General features: G+C 71.6%; 16 protein-coding genes. 7 read left to right on the forward strand and 9 right to left on the reverse strand.

Annotated features, from left to right (window positions below):
- Positions 1–159 precede the first annotated feature (159 nt).
- Positions 160–1,386, forward strand: a complete 1,227-nt coding sequence (locus tag ACIO3R_RS35045) for an ROK family protein (RefSeq protein WP_402111045.1) — start codon at positions 160–162, stop codon at positions 1,384–1,386.
- 72 nt (positions 1,387–1,458) lie between these two features.
- Here the strand turns inward: ACIO3R_RS35045 and ACIO3R_RS35050 are convergent, their stop codons facing one another.
- The 5 genes from ACIO3R_RS35050 to xylA all read right to left on the reverse strand — a co-directional run bounded on the left by ACIO3R_RS35050 (position 1,459) and on the right by xylA (position 7,259).
- Entirely contained in the window at positions 1,459–2,838 is a 1,380-nt protein-coding gene (locus tag ACIO3R_RS35050) for a GH1 family beta-glucosidase (protein ID WP_402111046.1), read from the reverse strand.
- A gap of 14 nt (positions 2,839–2,852) precedes the next feature.
- Positions 2,853–3,707: a carbohydrate ABC transporter permease gene (locus ACIO3R_RS35055; RefSeq protein ID WP_385041666.1), complete on the reverse strand. Its 855-nt coding sequence runs from the start codon at positions 3,705–3,707 to the stop codon at positions 2,853–2,855.
- Positions 3,708–3,712: 5 nt separating this feature from the next.
- Positions 3,713–4,672 carry a carbohydrate ABC transporter permease gene (locus ACIO3R_RS35060; RefSeq protein WP_385041664.1) on the reverse strand — a complete coding sequence of 320 codons (960 nt, stop codon included), beginning with the start codon at positions 4,670–4,672 and terminating at the stop codon, positions 3,713–3,715.
- Positions 4,673–4,681: 9 nt separating this feature from the next.
- Positions 4,682–5,944: an ABC transporter substrate-binding protein gene (locus ACIO3R_RS35065; RefSeq protein WP_402111049.1), complete on the reverse strand. Its 1,263-nt coding sequence runs from the start codon at positions 5,942–5,944 to the stop codon at positions 4,682–4,684.
- Between the two features lie 145 nt (positions 5,945–6,089).
- Positions 6,090–7,259 (reverse strand): xylose isomerase, encoded by a 1,170-nt coding sequence (xylA, locus tag ACIO3R_RS35070; protein ID WP_402111051.1) that lies wholly within the window; start codon positions 7,257–7,259, stop codon positions 6,090–6,092.
- A 268-nt stretch (positions 7,260–7,527) separates the two neighbouring features.
- On the opposite strand from xylA, the gene xylB reads away from it, so the two are divergent.
- Both xylB and yicI read left to right on the forward strand, forming a co-directional pair.
- A complete protein-coding gene (gene xylB / locus ACIO3R_RS35075; RefSeq protein WP_402111052.1) occupies positions 7,528–9,036 on the forward strand; it encodes a xylulokinase in 1,509 nt (502 codons plus the stop codon).
- Between the two features lie 62 nt (positions 9,037–9,098).
- Positions 9,099–11,354: an alpha-xylosidase gene (yicI, locus tag ACIO3R_RS35080; protein ID WP_402111053.1), complete on the forward strand. Its 2,256-nt coding sequence runs from the start codon at positions 9,099–9,101 to the stop codon at positions 11,352–11,354.
- 58 nt (positions 11,355–11,412) lie between these two features.
- Here the strand turns inward: yicI and ACIO3R_RS35085 are convergent, their stop codons facing one another.
- Together ACIO3R_RS35085 and ACIO3R_RS35090 are read right to left on the reverse strand one after the other, a co-directional pair.
- Positions 11,413–12,381 carry an SDR family NAD(P)-dependent oxidoreductase gene (locus ACIO3R_RS35085; RefSeq protein WP_385036621.1) on the reverse strand — a complete coding sequence of 323 codons (969 nt, stop codon included), beginning with the start codon at positions 12,379–12,381 and terminating at the stop codon, positions 11,413–11,415.
- 330 nt (positions 12,382–12,711) lie between these two features.
- Complete coding sequence (locus ACIO3R_RS35090; protein ID WP_385036622.1) at positions 12,712–13,020, reverse strand: hypothetical protein; 309 nt, start codon at positions 13,018–13,020, stop codon at positions 12,712–12,714.
- A 162-nt stretch (positions 13,021–13,182) separates the two neighbouring features.
- Between ACIO3R_RS35090 and ACIO3R_RS35095 the strand changes: the two genes are divergently transcribed.
- Entirely contained in the window at positions 13,183–13,632 is a 450-nt protein-coding gene (locus ACIO3R_RS35095; RefSeq protein WP_385354690.1) for a universal stress protein, read from the forward strand.
- Positions 13,629–14,762: an adenylate/guanylate cyclase domain-containing protein gene (locus ACIO3R_RS35100; protein ID WP_402111056.1), complete on the forward strand. Its 1,134-nt coding sequence runs from the start codon at positions 13,629–13,631 to the stop codon at positions 14,760–14,762. The genes ACIO3R_RS35095 and ACIO3R_RS35100 overlap by 4 nt, the downstream gene beginning before the upstream one ends.
- A gap of 346 nt (positions 14,763–15,108) precedes the next feature.
- Here ACIO3R_RS35100 and ACIO3R_RS35105 read toward each other — a convergent pair whose 3' ends face one another.
- The gene (locus tag ACIO3R_RS35105) at positions 15,109–16,359 is read right to left on the reverse strand and encodes an MFS transporter (RefSeq protein ID WP_402111123.1); all 1,251 of its coding nucleotides are present in this window, start codon (positions 16,357–16,359) and stop codon (positions 15,109–15,111) included.
- 273 nt (positions 16,360–16,632) lie between these two features.
- Between ACIO3R_RS35105 and ACIO3R_RS35110 the strand changes: the two genes are divergently transcribed.
- Both ACIO3R_RS35110 and ACIO3R_RS35115 read left to right on the forward strand, forming a co-directional pair.
- On the forward strand, positions 16,633–17,277 hold the full coding sequence (locus tag ACIO3R_RS35110; protein WP_402111057.1) for a histidine phosphatase family protein: 645 nt from the start codon (positions 16,633–16,635) through the stop codon (positions 17,275–17,277).
- A 218-nt stretch (positions 17,278–17,495) separates the two neighbouring features.
- On the forward strand, positions 17,496–18,557 hold the full coding sequence (locus ACIO3R_RS35115) for a lytic polysaccharide monooxygenase (RefSeq protein WP_402111124.1): 1,062 nt from the start codon (positions 17,496–17,498) through the stop codon (positions 18,555–18,557).
- A 267-nt stretch (positions 18,558–18,824) separates the two neighbouring features.
- On the opposite strand, the gene ACIO3R_RS35120 is transcribed toward ACIO3R_RS35115, so the two are convergent.
- Positions 18,825–19,493 (reverse strand): hypothetical protein, encoded by a 669-nt coding sequence (locus ACIO3R_RS35120; protein WP_402111059.1) that lies wholly within the window; start codon positions 19,491–19,493, stop codon positions 18,825–18,827.
- Between the last annotated feature and the right edge of the window lie 42 nt (positions 19,494–19,535).

Below are 19,535 nucleotides of genomic sequence, written 5' to 3' on the forward strand. Positions count from 1 at the left end.
CGTATCCGGGCGATGTGGCGGGCGGGCTGCGGTGGTGTTTCGGACACGTGATCACCCGGGGCGGGGCCGTCCGGCACGGCCGGGCACGACCGAAACCCGCAGGTCGTCGCCGGACAGGTGCGCGCCGTCGGCGGGCGAGGCCCTACGCTCGAAGGCCTGATGACGATCCATGCCACCCCGACCGGCGCCAAGGCCGGAACCGAGTCCGTGCGCCGCCACAACCTCGGCCTCGTCCTGCGTGCCGTACTGGAGGAGGGCGAGGTGACCCGGGCCCGGGTGGCGGCCCGGGTCGGGCTGACCCGGGCCGCGGTGTCCTCGCTCGTCGAGGAGCTGCTGTCCCTGGACCAGCTGACCGAGTCCGGCAAGACGTTCAGCGGCAGTGCCGGCCGCCCCGGCACCGTGCTGAAGGTGTCGGACACCGGCCCGGCCGGGCTCGGCGTCGAGATCAACATCGACTACGTCTCGGTCTGCGCGGTCGGGCTCGCCGGCACCGACCGGGTCCGGGTCACCGAGCACATCGACAACCGGAACACCCCGCCGGCCGAGGTGCTCGCCCACGCGGCCCGGCTCACCAACCGGGTCATCACCTCGACCGGCGAACAGGGGCTGCGGGCCGTCGGCGTCGAGCTGGCACTGCCCGGACTGGTCTCCGGCGGCATGGTCCGCCAGGCGCCCAACCTGGGCTGGTACCGGGTCGCGGCCGAAGGCATCTTCGGCCAGGCGCTCAGCACGCTGCGCCCGGCGGGCCGGGCGCTGGCGGTCAGCTCGGACAACGAGGCCAATCTGGCGGCGCTGGCCGAGCTCTGGTTCGGCGGCGTCGGGGGCGGCTGCTTCCTCTACCTCACCGGCGAGATTGGTGTCGGCGGTGCGCTGGTGCTCCACGGCGAACTGCTGCGCGGCGCCCATGGCTTCGCCGGCGAGGTGGGGCATGTGGTGGTCGACCCGGAGGGCCCGCTGTGCGGGTGCGGGGCGCGCGGCTGCCTTGAGCAGTACGCCGGTCAGGCGGCGCTGCTGCGGGCCGCCGGGATCGATCCGGCGGCGGGCGTGCGCGGGCTCGGCGAGCTGGAGAGGCGGGCCCGCGCGGGGGACACGAGGACGCTGGAAGTGCTGCGGGCGGCGGGGGACCGGATGGGCCTGGTGCTGTCCGGGGCGGTCAACCTCTTCGACCTGGACACCGTCGTGCTGGGCGGCATCTACCGCGATCTGATGCCGTGGCTCGCGGACGCGGCGCAGGCCCAGCTCGCCGACCGGGTGGTGTCGGGGCGGTGGCAGGGCAACGGCAGCGGGCTGCGGGCCTCCTCGCTCTCCGGCGACGCGGCCAGGGGCGCGGCCGCCCGGGTGGTGCGCGGGGTCCTGACCGACCCGGCGGCGTACGCGCCGCGCTGACCCGCCCCGTGGCGTACGCAGAGCCGCCCCGCGCGCCGGACGGCGGACGGGGCAGCCCGGAGGCGCCCGGGACTATCCCCGGTGCGCCGCGATCAGCCCCTGGTACCAGCGGTAGCTGTCCTTCGGCGTGCGCTCCAGCGTGTCGTAGTCGACCCGGATGACGCCGAACCGCTTCGCGTACCCGAGCGCCCACTCGAAGTTGTCCAGCAGCGACCAGACGTAGTAGCCCCGGACGTCCACGCCCGCGTCCATCGCCGCACGCAGCGCCGTCAGATGGGTCCGCAGATACGCGACCCGGTCCGTGTCGTGCACCGAGCCGTCCGCGTCCACGGTGTCGAACTCCGCAGAGCCGTTCTCCGTGATGTGCACCGGCGGCAGCGCGTCCCCGTAGGTCTGCTTCAGCGCGGTCAGCAGATCGGTGAAGGACTCCGGCACGACCGGCCAGCCCATCGCCGTCTTCCGTACGCCCCGGTACTCGCCCTCGCTGTAGCGGTTGTCGGTGGCGACGCGCAGCGCCGGGTCGGCCTCGCGGTGCGGGGCGGCGGCGATCACGATGGGGCGGTAGTAGTTGATGCCCAGGAAGTCCATCGGCTGGGAGATCAGCTCCAGGTCGCCCTCGCGGCGGAAGTCCTGCGCGGTGATCAGCTCGCCCCAGGTCTCCTCCTCGGTCGCCGGGTAGCGGCCCGCGAGGATCGGCTCGGTCCACACCAGGTTGTGCTGGGTGTCCGCGCGGACGACGGCGGCCAGGTCCGCGTCCGACTCGGTGGCGGGGACGTTGCGGTCGAGGTTGAGCGTGATGCCCGCCTCGCGGACCCCGGCCGCCCGCAGCTCCTTCATCGCCAGGCCGTGCCCGACCAGCAGGTGGTGCGCGGCGGCCAGCGCGCCGCGCCCCTCCTTCGCGCCGGGCGCGTGCCGGCCCACCGAGTAGCCGAGGAACGCGCTGCACCACGGCTCGTTGAGCGTGATCCAGCGCGGCACCCGGTCGCCCAGGTGCTCCGCCATGATCCCGGCGTACTCCCCGAACCGCTCCGCGGTCTCGCGCACCCGCCAGCCGCCCCGGTCCTCCAGGGCCTGCGGCAGGTCCCAGTGGTAGAGGGTGGCGGCCGGTTCGATGCCCGCTTCGAGGAGCGAGTCGACGAGCCGGGAGTAGAAGTCCAGCCCCTTGGGGTTGACCGCGCCGCCGCCGGTCGGCTGGATGCGCGACCAGGCGATGGAGAAGCGGTACGAGTCCACGCCCAGCTCGCGCAGCAGCGCCACGTCCTCGGGGTAGCGGTGGTAGTGGTCGCAGGCGACGTCACCGGTGTCACCGCCGTCGGTCCTGCCCGGCGTGTGGCTGTAGGTGTCCCAGATGGACGGACCGCGGCCGTCCTCCCGCGCGGCACCCTCGATCTGGTACGAGGCCGTGGCCGCGCCGAAGACGAAGCCGGGCGGGAACACGGGGAAGTCACTCATGAAAAACGCAGTCCTCACTTGACCGAGCCGCCGGTGATCCCGGCGGCGATGTACTTCTGGGACAGGACGAGCAGGACGGCCGCCGGGATCGCCGACAGCACGGACGCCGCCATGACGGAGCCCCAGTCGCCGACATGGGCGCCGATGTACTGGTAGATGCCCAGCGTGATCGGCTTGACGTCGTCCGTGGTGTTCAGGGTCAGCGCGAACATGAAGTCGCTCCACGCGTACAGGAACGAGAACAGCCCCGCCGTGATGAGGGAGTTGCGGCTCATCGGCAGCACGACCCGCACGAAGGTACGCAGGCGCCCCGCACCGTCCACCTCGGCCGCCTCGATGACCTCGCGCGGGATGGCCACCATGAACGAGCGCATCAGCACGATCGCGAACGGGATGCCGAGCGAGGCGTCGGCCAGCATCAGCCCGGCGTAGGAGTTGACCAGGCCCATGTCCACGTACGCGCTGTACAGGGCGTTGGCGATGACGATGCCCGGCACCATCTGGGTGATCAGCGTGCCGAAGACGATCGTCCTGGTGCCGCGCAGCTTGAACTGGGCGAGGCCGTAGGCGGCGGGCGCCGAGACGGCCAGGCAGATGACCACCGCACCGAGCGCGACGGCCAGCGAGGTCAGCAGGTTGCGGCCCTGGTCGGAGATGGCCGAGCGGAAGCCCGACAGATCCAGGCTGTGCGGGAAGGGGCTGACCTCCAGCAGCCCGGACGACGGCTGGAGCGCGGTGTTCACCATCCAGTACAGCGGGAACAGCATCACGCCCAGCACCACGACGCCGAAGACCGTGGCGCCCCAGCGCCGCTTCGGCCGGCCGGTGAGATGCGTGGGGGCGGCGGGGGTACGCACAGTGCTCGCCATGCCGGTCACTTCCCCTCGTTGCGGTTGGCCCGCAGGTAGAACACCGCGAAGACGGCGGAGATCAGGATCAGGATGTTGCCGACCACGGCACCCGCTCCGAAGTCCAGCTGGACGAAGGAGTTCTGGTAGGTGAGGGTGCCCAGGGTCTGGGTGGAGTCGGCGGGACCGCCGTCGGTGAGCGCCAGGATCAGGTCGAGGATCTTCACCGTCGACATGAAGCCGAGCACCAGCACCACGGTGATGACGGGGCGGAGCATCGGCAGCGTGATCGAGCGGAAGGTCCGCCAGGCGGAGGCGCCGTCGAGCGAGGCGGCCTCGTACAGCTCCCTGGGGACCTCCTGGAGGCCGCCGTAGAGGATCACCATGTTGAACGGGATGCCGATCCAGATGTTCACCAGGACCACCGAGATCAGCGCCATGCTGGTGCTGGTCAGCCACGGGGTGTCGCCGCCGACGCCGATCGTGCCGAGGAACGAGTTGAGGACACCGGTGTCCTGGTCGAGGATGCGCCGCCAGACGACACCGGAGACGACCATCGGGACGAGCCACGGCAGCAGGATCAGCGACCGCAGGATCCCGTTGAGCGGGAAGCGGCGGCTGAAGAACACCGCGAGACCCAGACCGATGCAGAACTGCCCGATCAGCGAGCCGATGGTGAACAGGACGGTGTGCCAGAGGGCCTTGCCGAAGAGCTCGTCGTTGAAGACGTTGCTCCAGTTGGCCGTTCCGTTGAACGGGGACTTGCCCGTGAAGAACGTGGACGGCGAGTAGTCCTGGAAGCTCATCACGATGTTGCGGACGAGCGGGTAGCCGAAGAAGAGCGCCATGAAGATCACGGCGGGGGCGATGAAGCCCCACTGGGCCAGGCGCCTGCGGCGCCGGATGCGTGCCGGGTTCGGCGGCTTCCCGACCGCGGTGGCCGGGAGCGCCGGACCGGTGGCTGCGGAGGCGGTGGTGGTCGACATTGCGGTACCTCAGTTCCCGCTCGTGGCGCGCTGCTGGGCGCGCTTGAGGGCGGCCTCGCTCGACTCGCCGGTGAGGGCGGACTGGAAGGCGCTCTGGAGCGCGAGGGAGACGGACGACCAGCCCGCGCCGAGCTTCGCGGTACGCGAGCGGGCGGTGGCGACCTGGTCGGAGAGGGCGGCCAGCTCCGGGACCTTCTTGCGCCACACGGCGGCGGCCTTCTCGTTGGCCGGGACCATCCAGCTGTTGAGGGCGTAGGTGATCTGCTCCTGCTCGCCCGCCATACAGCCGATGATCTTCGCCGACATCTTCTCCCGGGCGCTGTCACCGGTGTTGGGCACGGTCAGGATCCCGCCGCCCAGCGGACCGACCGAGTCGTCCCCGGCCTTCGGGACCGGGATCTGGGCGATGCCCCAGTTCAGCCCCTTCTTGGAGTTGAGGGTCTCCACCTGCCAGGGGCCGTTGATCATCATGGCGGCGTTGCCGGCCATGAACTGGTCGTTCACATCGGCCTGGGTCCAGTTGACCGTCGACTTGGACAGCGAACGGTCCTTGAGCAGGCCCTTCCAGTAGTCCAGCGCCCCGGCCACCTGCGGGCTGTCGAGCTTCGTCTCGTCGCCGCCGTTGGACCACATGAACGGGGTGAACTGGAAGACGCCGTCCTCCGCACCGCCCGCGCTCAGCGCCAGTCCGTACCGCTTCCCCTGGGTGAGCTTCTTCGCCGTCGACCGCATCTCGGCCCAGGTGGTGGGCACGTCGAGACCGGCCCGGTCGAGGACGTCCTTGTTGTAGAACAGCGCCAGGGTGTTCACCGTGCGTGCCGCGCCGTAGTACGTCCCCTCGTACGAGCCGAAGTTGACGATTCCCCGGGGGATGTCGGTGGTGGTCAGCCCGAGGTCCTTCAGCGGGATCAGGCCGCCGGCCTCGGCGAACGTCGGCATCTCCGACGCGTCCAGCTGGAGGACGTCGGGCAGCGACTTCGAGGACGCCATCCGCAGGGCCTTCGTCATCACCTGCGCGGCCGGGACGCTCTGCTGCTCGATCTTCACCCCGAGCTGCTTGCTGCACCGGGCCAGCGTCTGGGCGTCCCAGCGGTGGTAGGACTCGTCGGTCGACGAGTTCATGACGGTGTACACGTCCGGGTCGCGCTGCTGCCCGCAGCCGGCCAGGGCGACGCCGCCGACCAGTGCGGAGACGACGGTGAGCGGAACGATGACCCGCCGGTGGTGACGACGGCGCCGTTGGCGCAGGCCGTCCGGGGAAGGTGCTGTCACGATGGTGCCCTTGCGTGAGAGGGGTGCCGGCCCGAGGGGACCACGGTGTCCCGACGGGATGAGTCCATCCGCCCGGGTACGGATCCGGCAGGCCCGCACCCGGGGAGTCGGGGCGCCCGGCGGTCCGCCGGGCGCCCCGGGGGCGTCAGCCGACGCCGAGCAGGTGCTCCATGGCGAGCTGGTCGAGCGCCTCGAACGCCATCGAGCGCTCGGCCGCGCCGTCCACGTCGAACTCCTCGTACGCGGAGCGGTCGGCGAGCAGGGCCTTGACGCCGTCGGCGGCGGTGGGCTGCGCCAGCTGGTCCAGCCGGGAGGCGGCCAGCGCCTCCTTGACGGCCGGGTCGGCGCGGAACGCCAGCGCGCGCTCCTTGAGGATCAGGTAGTTGCGCATGCAGTTCTTCGCGGATTCCCAGACCCCGTCGATGCCGTCGGTGCGCACCGGCTTGAAGTCGAAGTGCAGCGGGCCGGCGTAGTCCGAGCTCTCCAGCAGGTCGACGAGCCAGAAGGCCTGGCGCAGGTCGCCGGCGCCGAAGCGGAGGTCCTGGTCGTACTTGATGCCGGACTGGCCGTTGAGGTCGATGTGGAAGAGCTTGCCCGCCCACAGTGCCTGTGCGATGCCGTGGGCGAAGTTCAGCCCGGCCATCTGCTCGTGGCCGACCTCGGGGTTCACGCCGTACATCTCCGGGCGCTCCAGGCGCTCGATGAAGGCCAGGGCGTGGCCGACGGTCGGCAGCAGGATGTCGCCGCGCGGCTCGTTCGGCTTGGGCTCGATGGCGAACCGGAGGTCGTAGCCCTGCTCGGTGACGTACTCGCCGAGGAGGTCGAACGCCTCCTTCATCCGGTCCAGCGCGACCCGTACGTCCTTGGCCCCGCCGGACTCCGCACCCTCACGCCCGCCCCAGGCGACGTACGTCTCGGCGCCCAGCTCGACGGCGAGGTCGATGTTGCGGATGACCTTGCGCAGTGCGAACCGGCGCACGTCACGGTCGTTGGACGTGAACCCGCCGTCCTTGAACACCGGGTGCGTGAACAGGTTCGTCGTCGCCATCGGGACCTTGAGACCGGTGCGGTCCAGGGCGTCCTTGAAGCGCGTGACGATCGCGGCGCGCTCGGAGTCCGTCGAGCCGAACGGGATCAGGTCGTCGTCGTGGAACGTCACACCGTGCGCGCCGAGTTCCGCGAGTCGCTCGACGGACTCGACCGGGTCCAGGGCGGGACGGGTGGCGTCACCGAAGGGGTCGTTGCCGCGCCAGCCGACAGTCCAGAGTCCGAAGGTGAACCTGTCGGCGGGGGTGGGGGTGAAGCGGTTCGACATTCTGCTGCCTCTTGTCGACATGCCCGGACGGCTGCGCTGCCGTCCGACCGATTTGTTTGCTGGCAGTACTAATACGCCATCCTGACGTTTGTTTCTAGACCACCCCTGTGACGACAGCGTCACATAGAGGCAACCCGGGGGTGCAGTGTGGGGAGTTGCGCCCCGGCTGGGGTGGGCCGCAGTGCCGGTTCAGGCACTGTCGAAGCGCTTCGAAAAATATTTGTTTTGTGTACGATCAAAACCGGGACTCACAGGAACGAGGTACGACATGACGTCGCGACCAGCCAGGGAACCGGCCACCGCACCGGCAGCGGCCGTCATCGGTGTGGACAGTTCCACCCAGTCCACCAAGGCCGCCGTCGTCGACGCCGTGACCGGCCGGCTGCTCGCCGTCGGCCGCGCCCCGCACACCGTGACCGGCCAGGGAGGCGCCCGGGAGAGCGACCCGGAGGAGTGGTGGCAGGCCCTGCGCACCGCGGTCGCCGCGGCCCTCGCCGATTCGGGCCTGGACCCGGCCGAGGTGATCGGGATCGCCGTGGCGGGCCAGCAGCACGGCCTGGTCGTCCTGGACGCGGACGGCAGCCCGCTGCGCCCGGCACTCCTGTGGAACGACACCCGCTCCGCCCCGCAGGCCGCCGCCCTCACCGCGGCCCTGGGCCGGGAGACCTGGCTGGACCGCACGGGATCGGTACCGGTCGCCTCGATGACCGCCGCCAAGTGGCAGTGGCTGCGCGAGCACGAACCGGCCTCCGCCGCGGCGGCCTCCGCCGTCCGCCTCCCGCACGACTTCCTCACCGAACGGCTGAGCGGCGCCGCCGTCACCGACCCCGGCGACGCCTCCGGCACCTGCTGGTACAGCCCCGGCGCCCGGACACACGACTCCGGCACCACCCGGGGATACGACCCCGAGCTGCTCGCCCTCACCGGTATGCGCGCGGAGCTGCTGTCCACCGTCGCCGCCACCGGGGCCACCCGCGCCGGAGGCCTCACCGAGCAGGCCGCCCGAGCCCTGGGCCTGCCCGCCGGCATCCCCGTCGCCGCGGGCACCGGCGACAACATGGCCGCCGCGGTCGGCCTGGGCCTGGGCGCGGAAGGGCTCCTGGACCACCCGGTGGTCAGCCTCGGCACGTCCGGCACCGTCTTCGCGGCCACCCGCAACCGCCCGCACTCCGCCCTGCTCGCCGGGTTCGCCGGGGCCGACGGCACCCATCTCCCGCTGGGCTGCACCCTGAACTGCACGCTCGCCGTGGACAAGGTCGCCGCCCTGCTCGGCCTGGACCGCGAGGACGCCGCACCCGGCGGTGAGGCCGTGCTGCTGCCCTTCCTGGACGGCGAACGCACCCCGGACCTCCCCACCGCCTCCGGTCTGCTGCACGGGCTGCGGCACGACACGACCCGGCAGCAGATCCTCGGCGCCGCCTACGAGGGCGCGGTCGTCGCCGTTCTGCGCGCCCTGGACGAGCTGCCGCTCGACGTGCCCGACGCGCCGCTCCGGCTGATCGGCGGGGGCGCTCGCGGCACGATGTGGGTGGAGACCGTGCGCCGGCTGTCCGGCCGCCCCCTGGTCGTGCCCGAGGCGGCCGAGCTGGTCGCGCTCGGCGCCGCGGCCCTCGCCGCGGGCGCCGCGACCGGCCGGGACCCGGTGGCCCTGGCCACGGAGTGGGGCACCGGACGGGGCCGCGAACTGCCCGCCGTACCGAGGGACACGGCCACCTGGAACCGGGTGACCTCGGTCCTCGACCGCGCGGCGCCGGCCCTCCTTGCGGCGCACCCGTGACGGCTCCCTCCTGACGACTCACCCCAGAACACACCCCCGTACCGGCTAAGGAAGACCCCCCCATGAAGTTCACCGACGGCTTCTGGCAGATGCGAGACGGTGTGCACGCCTCGTACGCCACCGAGCTCCGCGACCTGCGGCTCGACGCCGACCGACTCACCGCCCACGCGGCCGTCAAGCGCGTGACGCGGCGCGGTGACACGCTCAACGCACCGCTGATCACGGTGGAGGCGTTCGCCCCCGCCGAAGGCGTCATCGGTGTCCGCGTCACCCATCTCGCGGGCAAGCGCCGCCCCGGCCCGGAGTTCGCCCTGCCCGGCGCCACCGAGGACACCACGGCCACCACCCGTGACGCCGGCCCGGCCGCCGAACTCACCAGCGGCCCGCTCACCCTGCGGCTGCCCACCGAGGGCGACTTCGGCCTGGAGTTCCTGGACGCGGACGGCCGCCTGCTGACCGCCGCCGGGCGCAAGGGCACCGCCTTCGCCACCATGGGCGACGGGGGCCATCACATGGTCGCCCAGCTCGCCCTCGGCGTCGGCGAGACGATCCACGGACTCGGCGAGCGGTTCACCCCGTACGTCAAGAACGGCCAGGTCGTCGACATGTGGCAGGCCGACGGCGGTACCAACAGCGAACAGGCCTACAAGAACGTCCCGTTCTACCTGTCCTCGCGCGGCTACGGCGTCTTCGTCAACCACCCCGGCAAGGTCTCCTTCGAGGTCGGCTCCGAGGCCGTCGGCCAAGTGCAGTTCAGCGTCGAGGACCAGATCCTGGAGTACTTCGTCGTCGCGGGCCCCACGCCCAAGGACGTCCTCACCCGCTACACCGCGCTCACCGGCCGCCCGGCCCTGCCCCCGGCCTGGTCGTTCGGCCTCTGGCTGACCACCTCGTTCACCACCGACTACGACGAGGCGACCGTCACCTCCTTCGTGGACGGCATGTCCGAGCGCGGCATCCCGCTCTCGGTGTTCCACTTCGACTGCTTCTGGATGCGCGAGTACCAGTGGTGCGACTTCGAATGGGACCCGGACACCTTCCCCGACCCGGTCGGCATGCTCGCCCGGCTCAAGGAGAAGGGGCTGAGGATCTGCGTCTGGATCAACCCGTACATCGCGCAGAAGAGCGCCCTGTACGCGGAGGGCGCCGACAAGGGCTACTTCGTCCTCACCCCCGAGGGCGACATCTGGCAGTGGGACAAGTGGCAGGCCGGCATGGCACTGGTCGACTTCACCGACCCCGAGGCCACCGCCTGGTTCCAGGGCAAGCTGAAGACCCTCCTCGACCAGGGCGTCGACGGCTTCAAGACGGACTTCGGCGAGCGCATCCCCACCGACGTCGTCTGGCACGACGGCTCCGACCCGGAGCGGATGCACAACTACTACACGCACCTGTACAACAAGGCCGTCTTCGAACTGCTGGAGAAGGAGCGCGGCCAGGGCGAGGCGGTCCTGTTCGCCCGCTCCGCCACGGCGGGCGGCCAGCAGTTCCCCGTCCACTGGGGCGGCGACTGCTGGTCCTCGTTCGGCGCGATGGCCGAGTCCCTGCGCGGCGGCCTCTCCCTGAGCCTGTCCGGCTTCGGCTTCTGGAGCCACGACATCGGCGGCTTCGAGGGCACCCCGGACCCGGCGGTCTTCAAGCGCTGGCTCGCCTTCGGCCTGCTCTCCTCGCACAGCCGTCTGCACGGCTCCTCGTCCTACCGGGTGCCGTGGGAGTTCGGTGACGAGGCGGTCGCGGTCGCCAAGCAGTTCACCGAGCTGAAGCACCGGCTGATGCCGTACCTGTACGGCGCGGCCGTCGAGGCCCACCGCACCGGCGTCCCCACCATGCGGCCCCTGCTGCTGGAGTTCCCCGACGACCCGGCCACCCGCACGGTGGACCGCCAGTACCTGCTCGGCCCGGACCTCCTGGTCGCGCCGGTCTTCAGCGAGGACGGGCAGGTCGAGTACTACGTCCCCGAGGGCACCTGGACCCATTTCCTGACCGGCGAGACGGTTTCCGGGCCCGGTTGGCACCACGGCACCCACGGCTTCGACAGCCTCCCGCTCGTGGTCCGCCCCGGCGCGGTCCTGCCGCTCGGCGCGGACATCTCCCGCCCCGACGGCGACTGGACGCAGAACCTGGAGCTGCGCGTGTACGCCCCCGAAGGCCTGGGCGACTTCACCCGCACGGTGACGGTCCCCGACCTCACGGGCGCCCCCGCCGCCACGTACCACCTGGTCCGTGAGGGCGGCACGCTCCGCGTCACGGCGGACACGGACCGGCCGTACGAGGTCGTGGTCGTCGGCGACACGTCGCTGGGCGTCGTCAAGGGCTGAGGAAGCGGCCGCCCGCCGCGGGGCCCGTCCGGTGGACCGGAGCCGGACGGGCCCCGCGTCACGGTGCGGGGGGCGTGGTGAGGAAGGCGCCGGAGCCGACGCCGGTCAGTTCGCAGCTCGCGTTCCACAACCGCTCCGCGACGACGGTGTCGGTCAGGTGGTCCCACACCGGCTCGCACCGGGGCCTGCCGCGCAGGCCGAAGACGCGCGGCCCCCACAGCTGCCCGCCGCGCACAGCGGGGTCGAGCACCGCCCGGACCGCGGGCCACGCACCGGCGTCCTTGCCCTGGAGCAGGAGGGCGGCCGGTGCGCCACCGAGCCGGGCACCCGCCGTCCGTACGTGGACCGGCGGCCGCGACGGGGTGAGTGAGTCGAGCGCGCCGCCGGGATGAACCACCACGCTCGCCACCGCGCTACCGGCCGCGCGCAGCCGACGGTCGAGTTCGAGGCCGAAGTACATCTGTGCCAGCTTGGAGCGGCCGTAGGTGCGCCCCGGCCGGTAGTCCTCGCATGACTGCAGGTCGTCAAGGTCGAGCCGCTCGGTCTTCGCCGCGAAGCTGCCCATGGTCACGACCCGGGCCGCCGGAGAGGCCGCCAGCAGCGGCATCAGACGCTGGGTCAGCGCGAAGTGCCCCAGATGGTTGGTGCCGAACATGATCTCGTGTCCGGCCCCGGTCTCCTCGCGCGGCGGATCGTCGAGGGCGACGCCGGCGTTGTGGACCACGGCGTCGAGGCGTTCCACACCGAGTGACTCCACAGCCGGTCCGATCGACGCGAGGTCGGCGAGGTCCAGCCGGACGGCCCGCACCAGCGCGCCGGGCACCCGTGAGCGGATCGAGGCGCACGCGGCTTCGCCCTTCGAGGGGTTCCGCCCGGCGAGCACGACGGTCGCGCGGGTCGCGGACAACTGCTCCGCGATGAAATACCCGATACCCGCGTTGCCGCCGGTGACCAGGAAAACGCTGCCGTCGGCGCGGGGCGGCCGCCGGACGTCCCAGGGCGGGCGGGAGGACTTGGACGAGGTCATGGAGGTGCGGCTCCCCTACGGTGGAAGGCGGCCGCGGCTGTTCCGCGGACGCCCTCCGCACCAAGGTGTCAGCGGCCACCGACACCTGGCCGATGGATCACCGACAGCCGTTCAGCGGAGGCCGGGTGCCCGCTGTCCGAGTGATCCGACTGCCGTGGCCCGGTCGTAGGGCCGCGCTGGGGCCGGTTGGTCAAGGGGCCCTGTCCGGCCGTGGTCATCCCCGCCGCGGGACGCCTCGCGCCGCCAGGCACCGCCTGTCGCGTTCTGCGCCCTGCTGCTGGATGCCGTTCGCCGTGTTCCGGGGCAGTGGCGCTGAACTCCTGACCCCTCTCAGAGGTCGCTGTCGATTCCCGTGACGACCGGTGCTCCGAGTGGTGCGTCCTGCGCCGGGATTCCTGCCTCCCGCAGTGCCGTGGACACCAGCTCTGCCGCTTCGAGCTCCGCTCCGTACCGGTCCGTGGCCTCGACCTCCAGACGGATGGAGAAGGTGCCGTCGTCGTTGAGGGTCAGCAGATCGAGCCCCTCGCTTCTGCTCACGTCCGTGTGCCGCTTGGCCAGCACCCCCTTCAGTGTCGCGAGTGAGGTGTCCGGGACCTCGGTGACGAAGGTTCCGGGGACGGTGATGACGAAGGTGGTCACGACGGTTCCTGCTTCCGTTGCGGAAAGTGCGTCTTGTCCGGCTTCCCGTAATTCTCGGCTCCGAACCAGTCGCGGTTGCCGTCGGTCCTGCCTCTTGCCCGGTGGGGTGACCGCGCTCTACCTTACTCAAAAGTAAGTTTACTTTGAGGTAAGGAGTTTGACTTGGCCGCCTACCGGACTGTCATGGTCGGCACGGACGGCTCGGAGTCGTCGTTGGCCGCCGTCGAAGGGGCGGCCCGACTGGCCGCCGTATGCGGCGCCGAACTTGTCATCGCATGTGCGTACGTACCGATGCGCGGACCCGAACTCGCCCTGGCGCAGGACCAACTGGGTGCTGAGGCGTACCAGGTGGTGGGTTCGGCTCCCGCCGAGGACACCCTGCGTACCGCCAAGGGCCGGGCCCTGGCGCAGGGGGCGGTGAACGTGCGGTCCGTCGCGGTGCAGGACGAACCGGTCGCCGCGCTCGTGCGGATAGCCCGGGAGTGCTCGGCCGACCTCCTGGTCGTCGGGAACCGGGGGCTGCGCTCGCTCGCCGGGCGCATCCTGGGCTCCGTCCCGGCGGACGTCGCGAGGAAGGCCGGCCTCGACGTGCTCATCGTGCACACCACATGAGTGCCGCGGAACCGGCGGAGGAACAGGTTCCCCGGCCCCGAGCCGACGAACTGCGAGGGGCCGTCGAGGAGGTGCTTCTCGGAGGCGGCCGCGTCTGGACGAGGCGGGACATCGCCGAGCGGTCCGGGGTGGGGCCCGAGCGCACCGTGCGGATCTGGCGTGCGCTCGGGTTCCCGGCGGTGGGCGACGACGTACGCGCGTTCACCGACGCCGATGTGGACGCGCTGCGCGTGGGGGAGCGGCTCATCGCGGCCGGGCTCATCACGGAGGAGAGCGAGACCACGATGGCGCGCGCTCTGGGGCACCATCTGTCCCGGCTCGCCGAATGGCAGGCGCACACCCTCTGGGCCTGGATGAACCGTGAGCCGCGCCCCCCTTCAGAAGAGGGGGAGGCGGCCGGCCGCGCGGCGGCGCTGCTGCCGGAGCTGGAACTGCTGCAGCGGCACGTGTGGCGCCGGCATCTCGCGGCCTCTACCGCACGGGTGCTCGCCGAGGCCGGGGAGGCGGAGCCCGTGGAGCCGGGGCAGCAGCCGGACCGGGCGCAGGACGGGCCGGGAAGCGCGGTGGCAGCCGGGCAGATGCCGTCCGGTGAGGGGGCCGACGTCCGCGACCGGGCGGTCGGCTTCACCGACATGGTCGGCTACACGCGGATGACCCGTGGACTGGACAGCACCGAGCTCGTCCGGGTGCTCGACCGGTTCGAGAGGCTGACCGGCGACGTGGTCGCCGAAGGCCGGGGCAGGGTGGTGAAGACCATCGGGGACGAGGTGCTCTTCGTTTGCGAGTCGGCGTCCTCGGCCGCTGACATCGCGCTGGAACTCACTGCCGGCGCGGCGGCGGAGCCGGGGCTGCCCCAGCTGCGGACCGGCCTGGCGTACGGCGCCGTCCTCGGCCGTTTCGGTGACGTCTACGGGGCGGCCGTCAACATCGCGGCCCGGCTTACCGCGGTGGCCCGCCCCGATGCGGTGCTGGTCGACACGGCCTTCGCCGGCGAACTGGCGGGCATGGCCGCGTACGAGCTCAAGGCGCTCCGACCGGTGTCCGTGCGCGGTTACAGCAGGCTGCGTCCGGTGCTGCTGCGTCCGGTGCGGTCCGCCGGGCGGCCTCGCCCCGACCGGAGGCGTTCGTAGGCTCCCGCTCACGGATCACGTCGACGCGAACCCCGGCCGGCCGGGACGTGGCGCAACGTGTGCTCGTCGTCCCCCATGCGGCGAGGTGGAGAGCGTGCCGACGCCACGTTCACCGCACCCCACTGCCGGGACGGAGTCCGGGCCCACCCCGGATGCGTGACGAGGTCGTGTCTTCGTGGCCTCGGTCACCTTCTGACGGGTGAACTCCACGAGCTCCTCGCCGGCATCGCGCCCGATGCAGAGCGGGTGTCCGGCGGCCTGGCGTACGGCCGTCCGGCGCATCCTGGCCCTCGCCGAAGCACGAGCCGTGTGATCTCCGCTGACCGCCGTGGTCTGACGGCACGCCCTATTGCTCCACCCGCTTCAGACCGCGCACGGCCGGGATCGCCAGCAGCAGGACGCAGGCGACGATCGCCATGGACGCGGACACGAACAGCAGCGGTCCGGCCCCCACGACGAGCGCGAGCGGTCCGGCCGCCGCCTGCCCGACCGGCTTCATCACCAGCGAGCCGGCCGCGTCGTACGCGTGCACCCTGCCGAGGACGTCCTGCGGGATGTGGGTCTGCACACTCGTGTGGAACATGACGATCCAGAACGCCATGCCGATGCCGCTCACCCCGTAGCACCCGGCGATGAGCGGGGCGGGGAGGTCGAGGGCGACACCCAGTGGCATGAGTACCCAGAGGATCATCGAGAGGGCTCCGGCCCGCAGCGGATACCGCGGGCGGAGTCTGATCGCGACGAGCCCGCCCAGTACGCTTCCCGCCCCGAGGGACGACATGACCAGCCCGAAGGCAGACGCTCCGTAGTCGGTGACGAGCATGCTGTTGCCGAGGGTCGTGGTGGGGCCGGCTCCGGCCAGCTGCCAGAGCATGAAGACGACGATGACACTCCACAGCCAGGTCCTGGACCTGAACTCCCTCCATCCCTCCACCAGATCGGCCCGGAACGAGGGTTCACCGGCCCGCTCGGCCGGGCCCATCGGGACCGAGCGGAGCCGGAGCAGGCAAGCACCGCTGGCCGCGTAGGTCAGCGCGTCGAGGGCGACCACCGCGGCGGGCGAGGAGACCGCCAGCAGCAGGCCGGCCAGCGACGGTCCGATGACGACGGTGATGGACTCCGAGACGCGAAGGGTGGCGTTGGCCTTCTGCACGTCCCGGGCGATGAGAGGCGTGATGCTGGCGACTCCCGGCTGGAAGAGCGCACTGCCCGCCCCGATCAGCGCCAGCAGCACCAGGATCTGCCACAACCGCGGCGTGCCGAGCAGGAACAGAAGCGCGAGGAGTCCCTGCGAGCACAACCGGGCCGTGTCGGAAACGACCATCAGCCGCCGGGCACCCAGGCGGTCGGACATCACCCCGCCGAAGATGATCAGTGCCGCGAACGGAGCCACCAGCGCGGCGAGCGCGTAACCCACGCCACTCGTCCCGTACCCGGCCCGGATCACGGCCGCGGTGATCGCGACGGGAAGCATCGCGTCGCCCAGCAGGGAAGTCGTGCGGGCGGTGAAGAACCGCCGGAAGTCCGCCGTCCACAAGGCCGGATCGGAGCAGGTCTCCTCGACTTGCAGGTCTCGGGTCACGTCCGAGCGGGCCACCGCACACCATTCCTCGTACGCCGCTGATTCCGACAGGGGCGAGAATCTCACGCCTTGACCACCCTCGGTCAACGGGGTCTGCGGCGACAGCCCCCTTCGGTGGTTCGGAACGGGGCGGACAGGCGGTTCCCACCCACCGCGGGCAGCCGCATCCGGTCGCCCCCGGGCGCGCCCGACCGCCCCGCCACGGCCGGAATGCGATCGTGGAACAGCGGGTTCGCACCATCGACAATCACGTGAGCGGTAACGGCACAGAGAGCGGATGGCCTTCACATGGGCGAGTTGATCCTGATCCGGCACGGCGAGACCGAGTGGTCCCGCAACGGGCAGCACACGAGCCACACCGACCTGCCCCTGACCCCCCTCGGTGAACGCCAGGCCCGCGCCCTCGCCTCGCTGCTCGCGGACCGTGACATCGCCCTCACCATGGTCAGCCCTTCGGTGCGGGCCCGGCGCACCGCCGAACTCGCCGGGCTCGCCGCGCCCCGGATCACCCCCGAGCTGCGCGAGTGGGACTACGGCGGCTACGAGGGCATCACCACCCACGACATCCACCTCACCCGCCCCGGCTGGAACCTCTGGACGGACGGCGTCACCGCAGGCCCCGACGCACACCCCGGGGAGACCCCCGCGGAGGTGGGGGAGCGGGCCGACCGGGTGCTGGCGAAGGTCGGGGAAGCGGCCGAACGGGCCGGCGGCGGCGACATCGTGCTCGTCGCCCACTCCCACTTCCTGCGCGTCCTGACCGCACGCTACCTCGGCCTGACCCCGGCCGAGGGCACGCTGTTCCAGCTCGCCACCGGGGCGGTGTCCCGGCTCGGCCGGGAGCACGGCCAGCCGGTCATCACGGCGTGGAACGTGACCCTGCCGGAGAGCCTGTTGCCCACGGCCGGTCCGGACATCGCGGAAAGGGCCTGACGGCGACCGGCGGTCACCCGTAGGCGTGACCGCCGGAAATCGGGCCGGAGGCGTTTACAGCCCCGCACCGGAGCGCTAGCCTCCCCGAACAATGGGAGCGCTCCCAAGCGGTCGAGCGACAGAGCGACAGAGCGACGGACCGTCAGCACGACACCGCACGACCCGAACGTTGTTCCGCCAATCCCCCGGACGACAGCAGCGAAGGGACGTACCTCGTGATCCACCGATTACTGGCCTCCACCCGGCCCCGAGCCCTGCTCCTCACCCTCCTCGCCCTCCTCACGACCCTCCCCGCCCTCGGGCTGGTCGTCGTCACCTCCGGCGGCCGGGCCGAGGCCCACGGCACGCCGATGAAGCCCGCCAGCCGCACCTTCCTGTGCTGGCAGGACGCGCTCACCGACACGGGGGAGATCAAGCCGGTCAACCCCGCCTGCCGGGCCGCCGCGCAGCAGAGCGGGACCACGCCGTTCTACAACTGGTTCTCCGTGCTCCGCTCCGACGGCGCGGGCCGCACCCGCGGCTTCGTCCCGGACGGTGAGCTGTGCAGCGGCGGGAACCCCAACTTCACCGGCTTCAACACGCCCAGCGCCGACTGGCCGCTGACCCATCTGACCTCGGGCGCGACCGTCGACTTCGCGTACAACGCCTGGGCGGCGCACCCCGGTTCGTTCCACGTCTACATCACCAAGGACGGCTACGACCCGACGCAGCCGCTGACCTGGGACGACATGGAGGAGACGCCCTTCCTGGACGTCGATCACCCGCCGCTGAACGGGAGTCCGGGGACGGTGGAGGCCAACTACTCCTGGTCCGGGACGCTTCCGGCCGGCAAGGACGGACGCAACATCATTTACATGGTGTGGGAGCGCTCCGACAGCCAGGAGACGTTCTACTCCTGCTCGGACGTGGTCTTCGACGGGGGCAACGGTGAGGTGACCGGGGTCAAGGACCCGACGATCCCGACCGAACCGCCGCCCGGCCTGTGCGCCGCGACGCTCGCAACCACCGGCAGCTGGAGCGGCGGTTACCAGTCGCAGGTGACCGTCACCAACACCGGTGACGTCCCGATGCTCGGCTGGATGGTCGGCTGGACCCAGCCGGACGGGCAGCGCGTGGACAGCCTCTGGAGCGGTGCGATGACGGTCCAGGGCCAGGACGTGATGGTCCACAACGTGGACTGGAACGGATCGCTCGACCCGGGGGAGTCCACGACCTTCGGGTACGTCTCCGCCGGCGGTGACCCCGATCCCGCCACCGAACTCGCCTGCACGGTGGGGTGAGGACGCGGACGGCCGGCATCTCGTGGGGAGGTACCGGCCGTCCGTGCAGCGCTCCCTCGGCAGGGGCGGGTCAGTGGCGGTGCCCGGACGAAGGAGACGTGTCCTTAAGGCCTGTATGGGTTGTCCCGCGGCGTCACGGGGCTGGGCACGCACGCTCGCAGCGTTGCCGAAACGCCCTGGTGGCTCCGCTACAAGAGCGTTTCGGCGCCTTGTGATCGCACGCACCCAGCCCCGCGCCTCCTTCCGCGGGACAACCCAGTACAGGCCCTAGAACTCGTCCAGCCAGACCACGATCCCGGTGTGCCCCGTCAGTACCGCGGCGGCGCCGGCCCGGACGGCGGCCGCGCAGCGGGCATCGGTGAACGAGGCGGGGTCGTACGTCGAGGACATGCCGAGCCCCTCCCCGCGGAACGAGGCCCCCGACCAGTCGACCGCCGTCACGTTCTGGGTGGGTTCGGCGAGTTCCGCCCCCACGACCAGGAACTCCTGGGTGAGATGGCTCGGGCTGACCGTCGTCAGGGGATCGATGAGGTCGTTGCCCGCGCTGACGATGAGGTCCGGGTGCATCTCCATCGCCCGGGTGACGGCGGGCAGGAGGTCGGCGTCGCCGGACGCGGTCACGGTGCGCAGGTCGACGTCCGCGTCCTTCGCCCACTCCTTCACCGCCTTCGCCAGGGTCTTCGCCGGACGGTCGCCGCCCGCACTGAGCAGGACGACGCGGAAGCCGGGCGAGGGCCGGACCCCGGACCACGAACCCGGGCTCGGTGTGAGCGTCGACTCCGGTGCGGGGGACCTGCCCGGTTCGGTGAAGCCCGCACCCAGCGCGCCGACGGCGGAGGGGCTGGGGCGCCGCTGTGACCAGTCGTCACCCGAAGCGCATCCGGTGAGCAGGGCGGCGGCCACCACCAGGACGGCGGCAAGGGGCGGGCGGTGCAAGGCGATCGTCCTCCGGGAGGGAACGTGACGGCTGCCCGGCGA

This window comes from Streptomyces sp. NPDC087428 (genome assembly GCF_044744085.1).
In the GTDB taxonomy this organism is placed as follows: domain Bacteria; phylum Actinomycetota; class Actinomycetes; order Streptomycetales; family Streptomycetaceae; genus Streptomyces.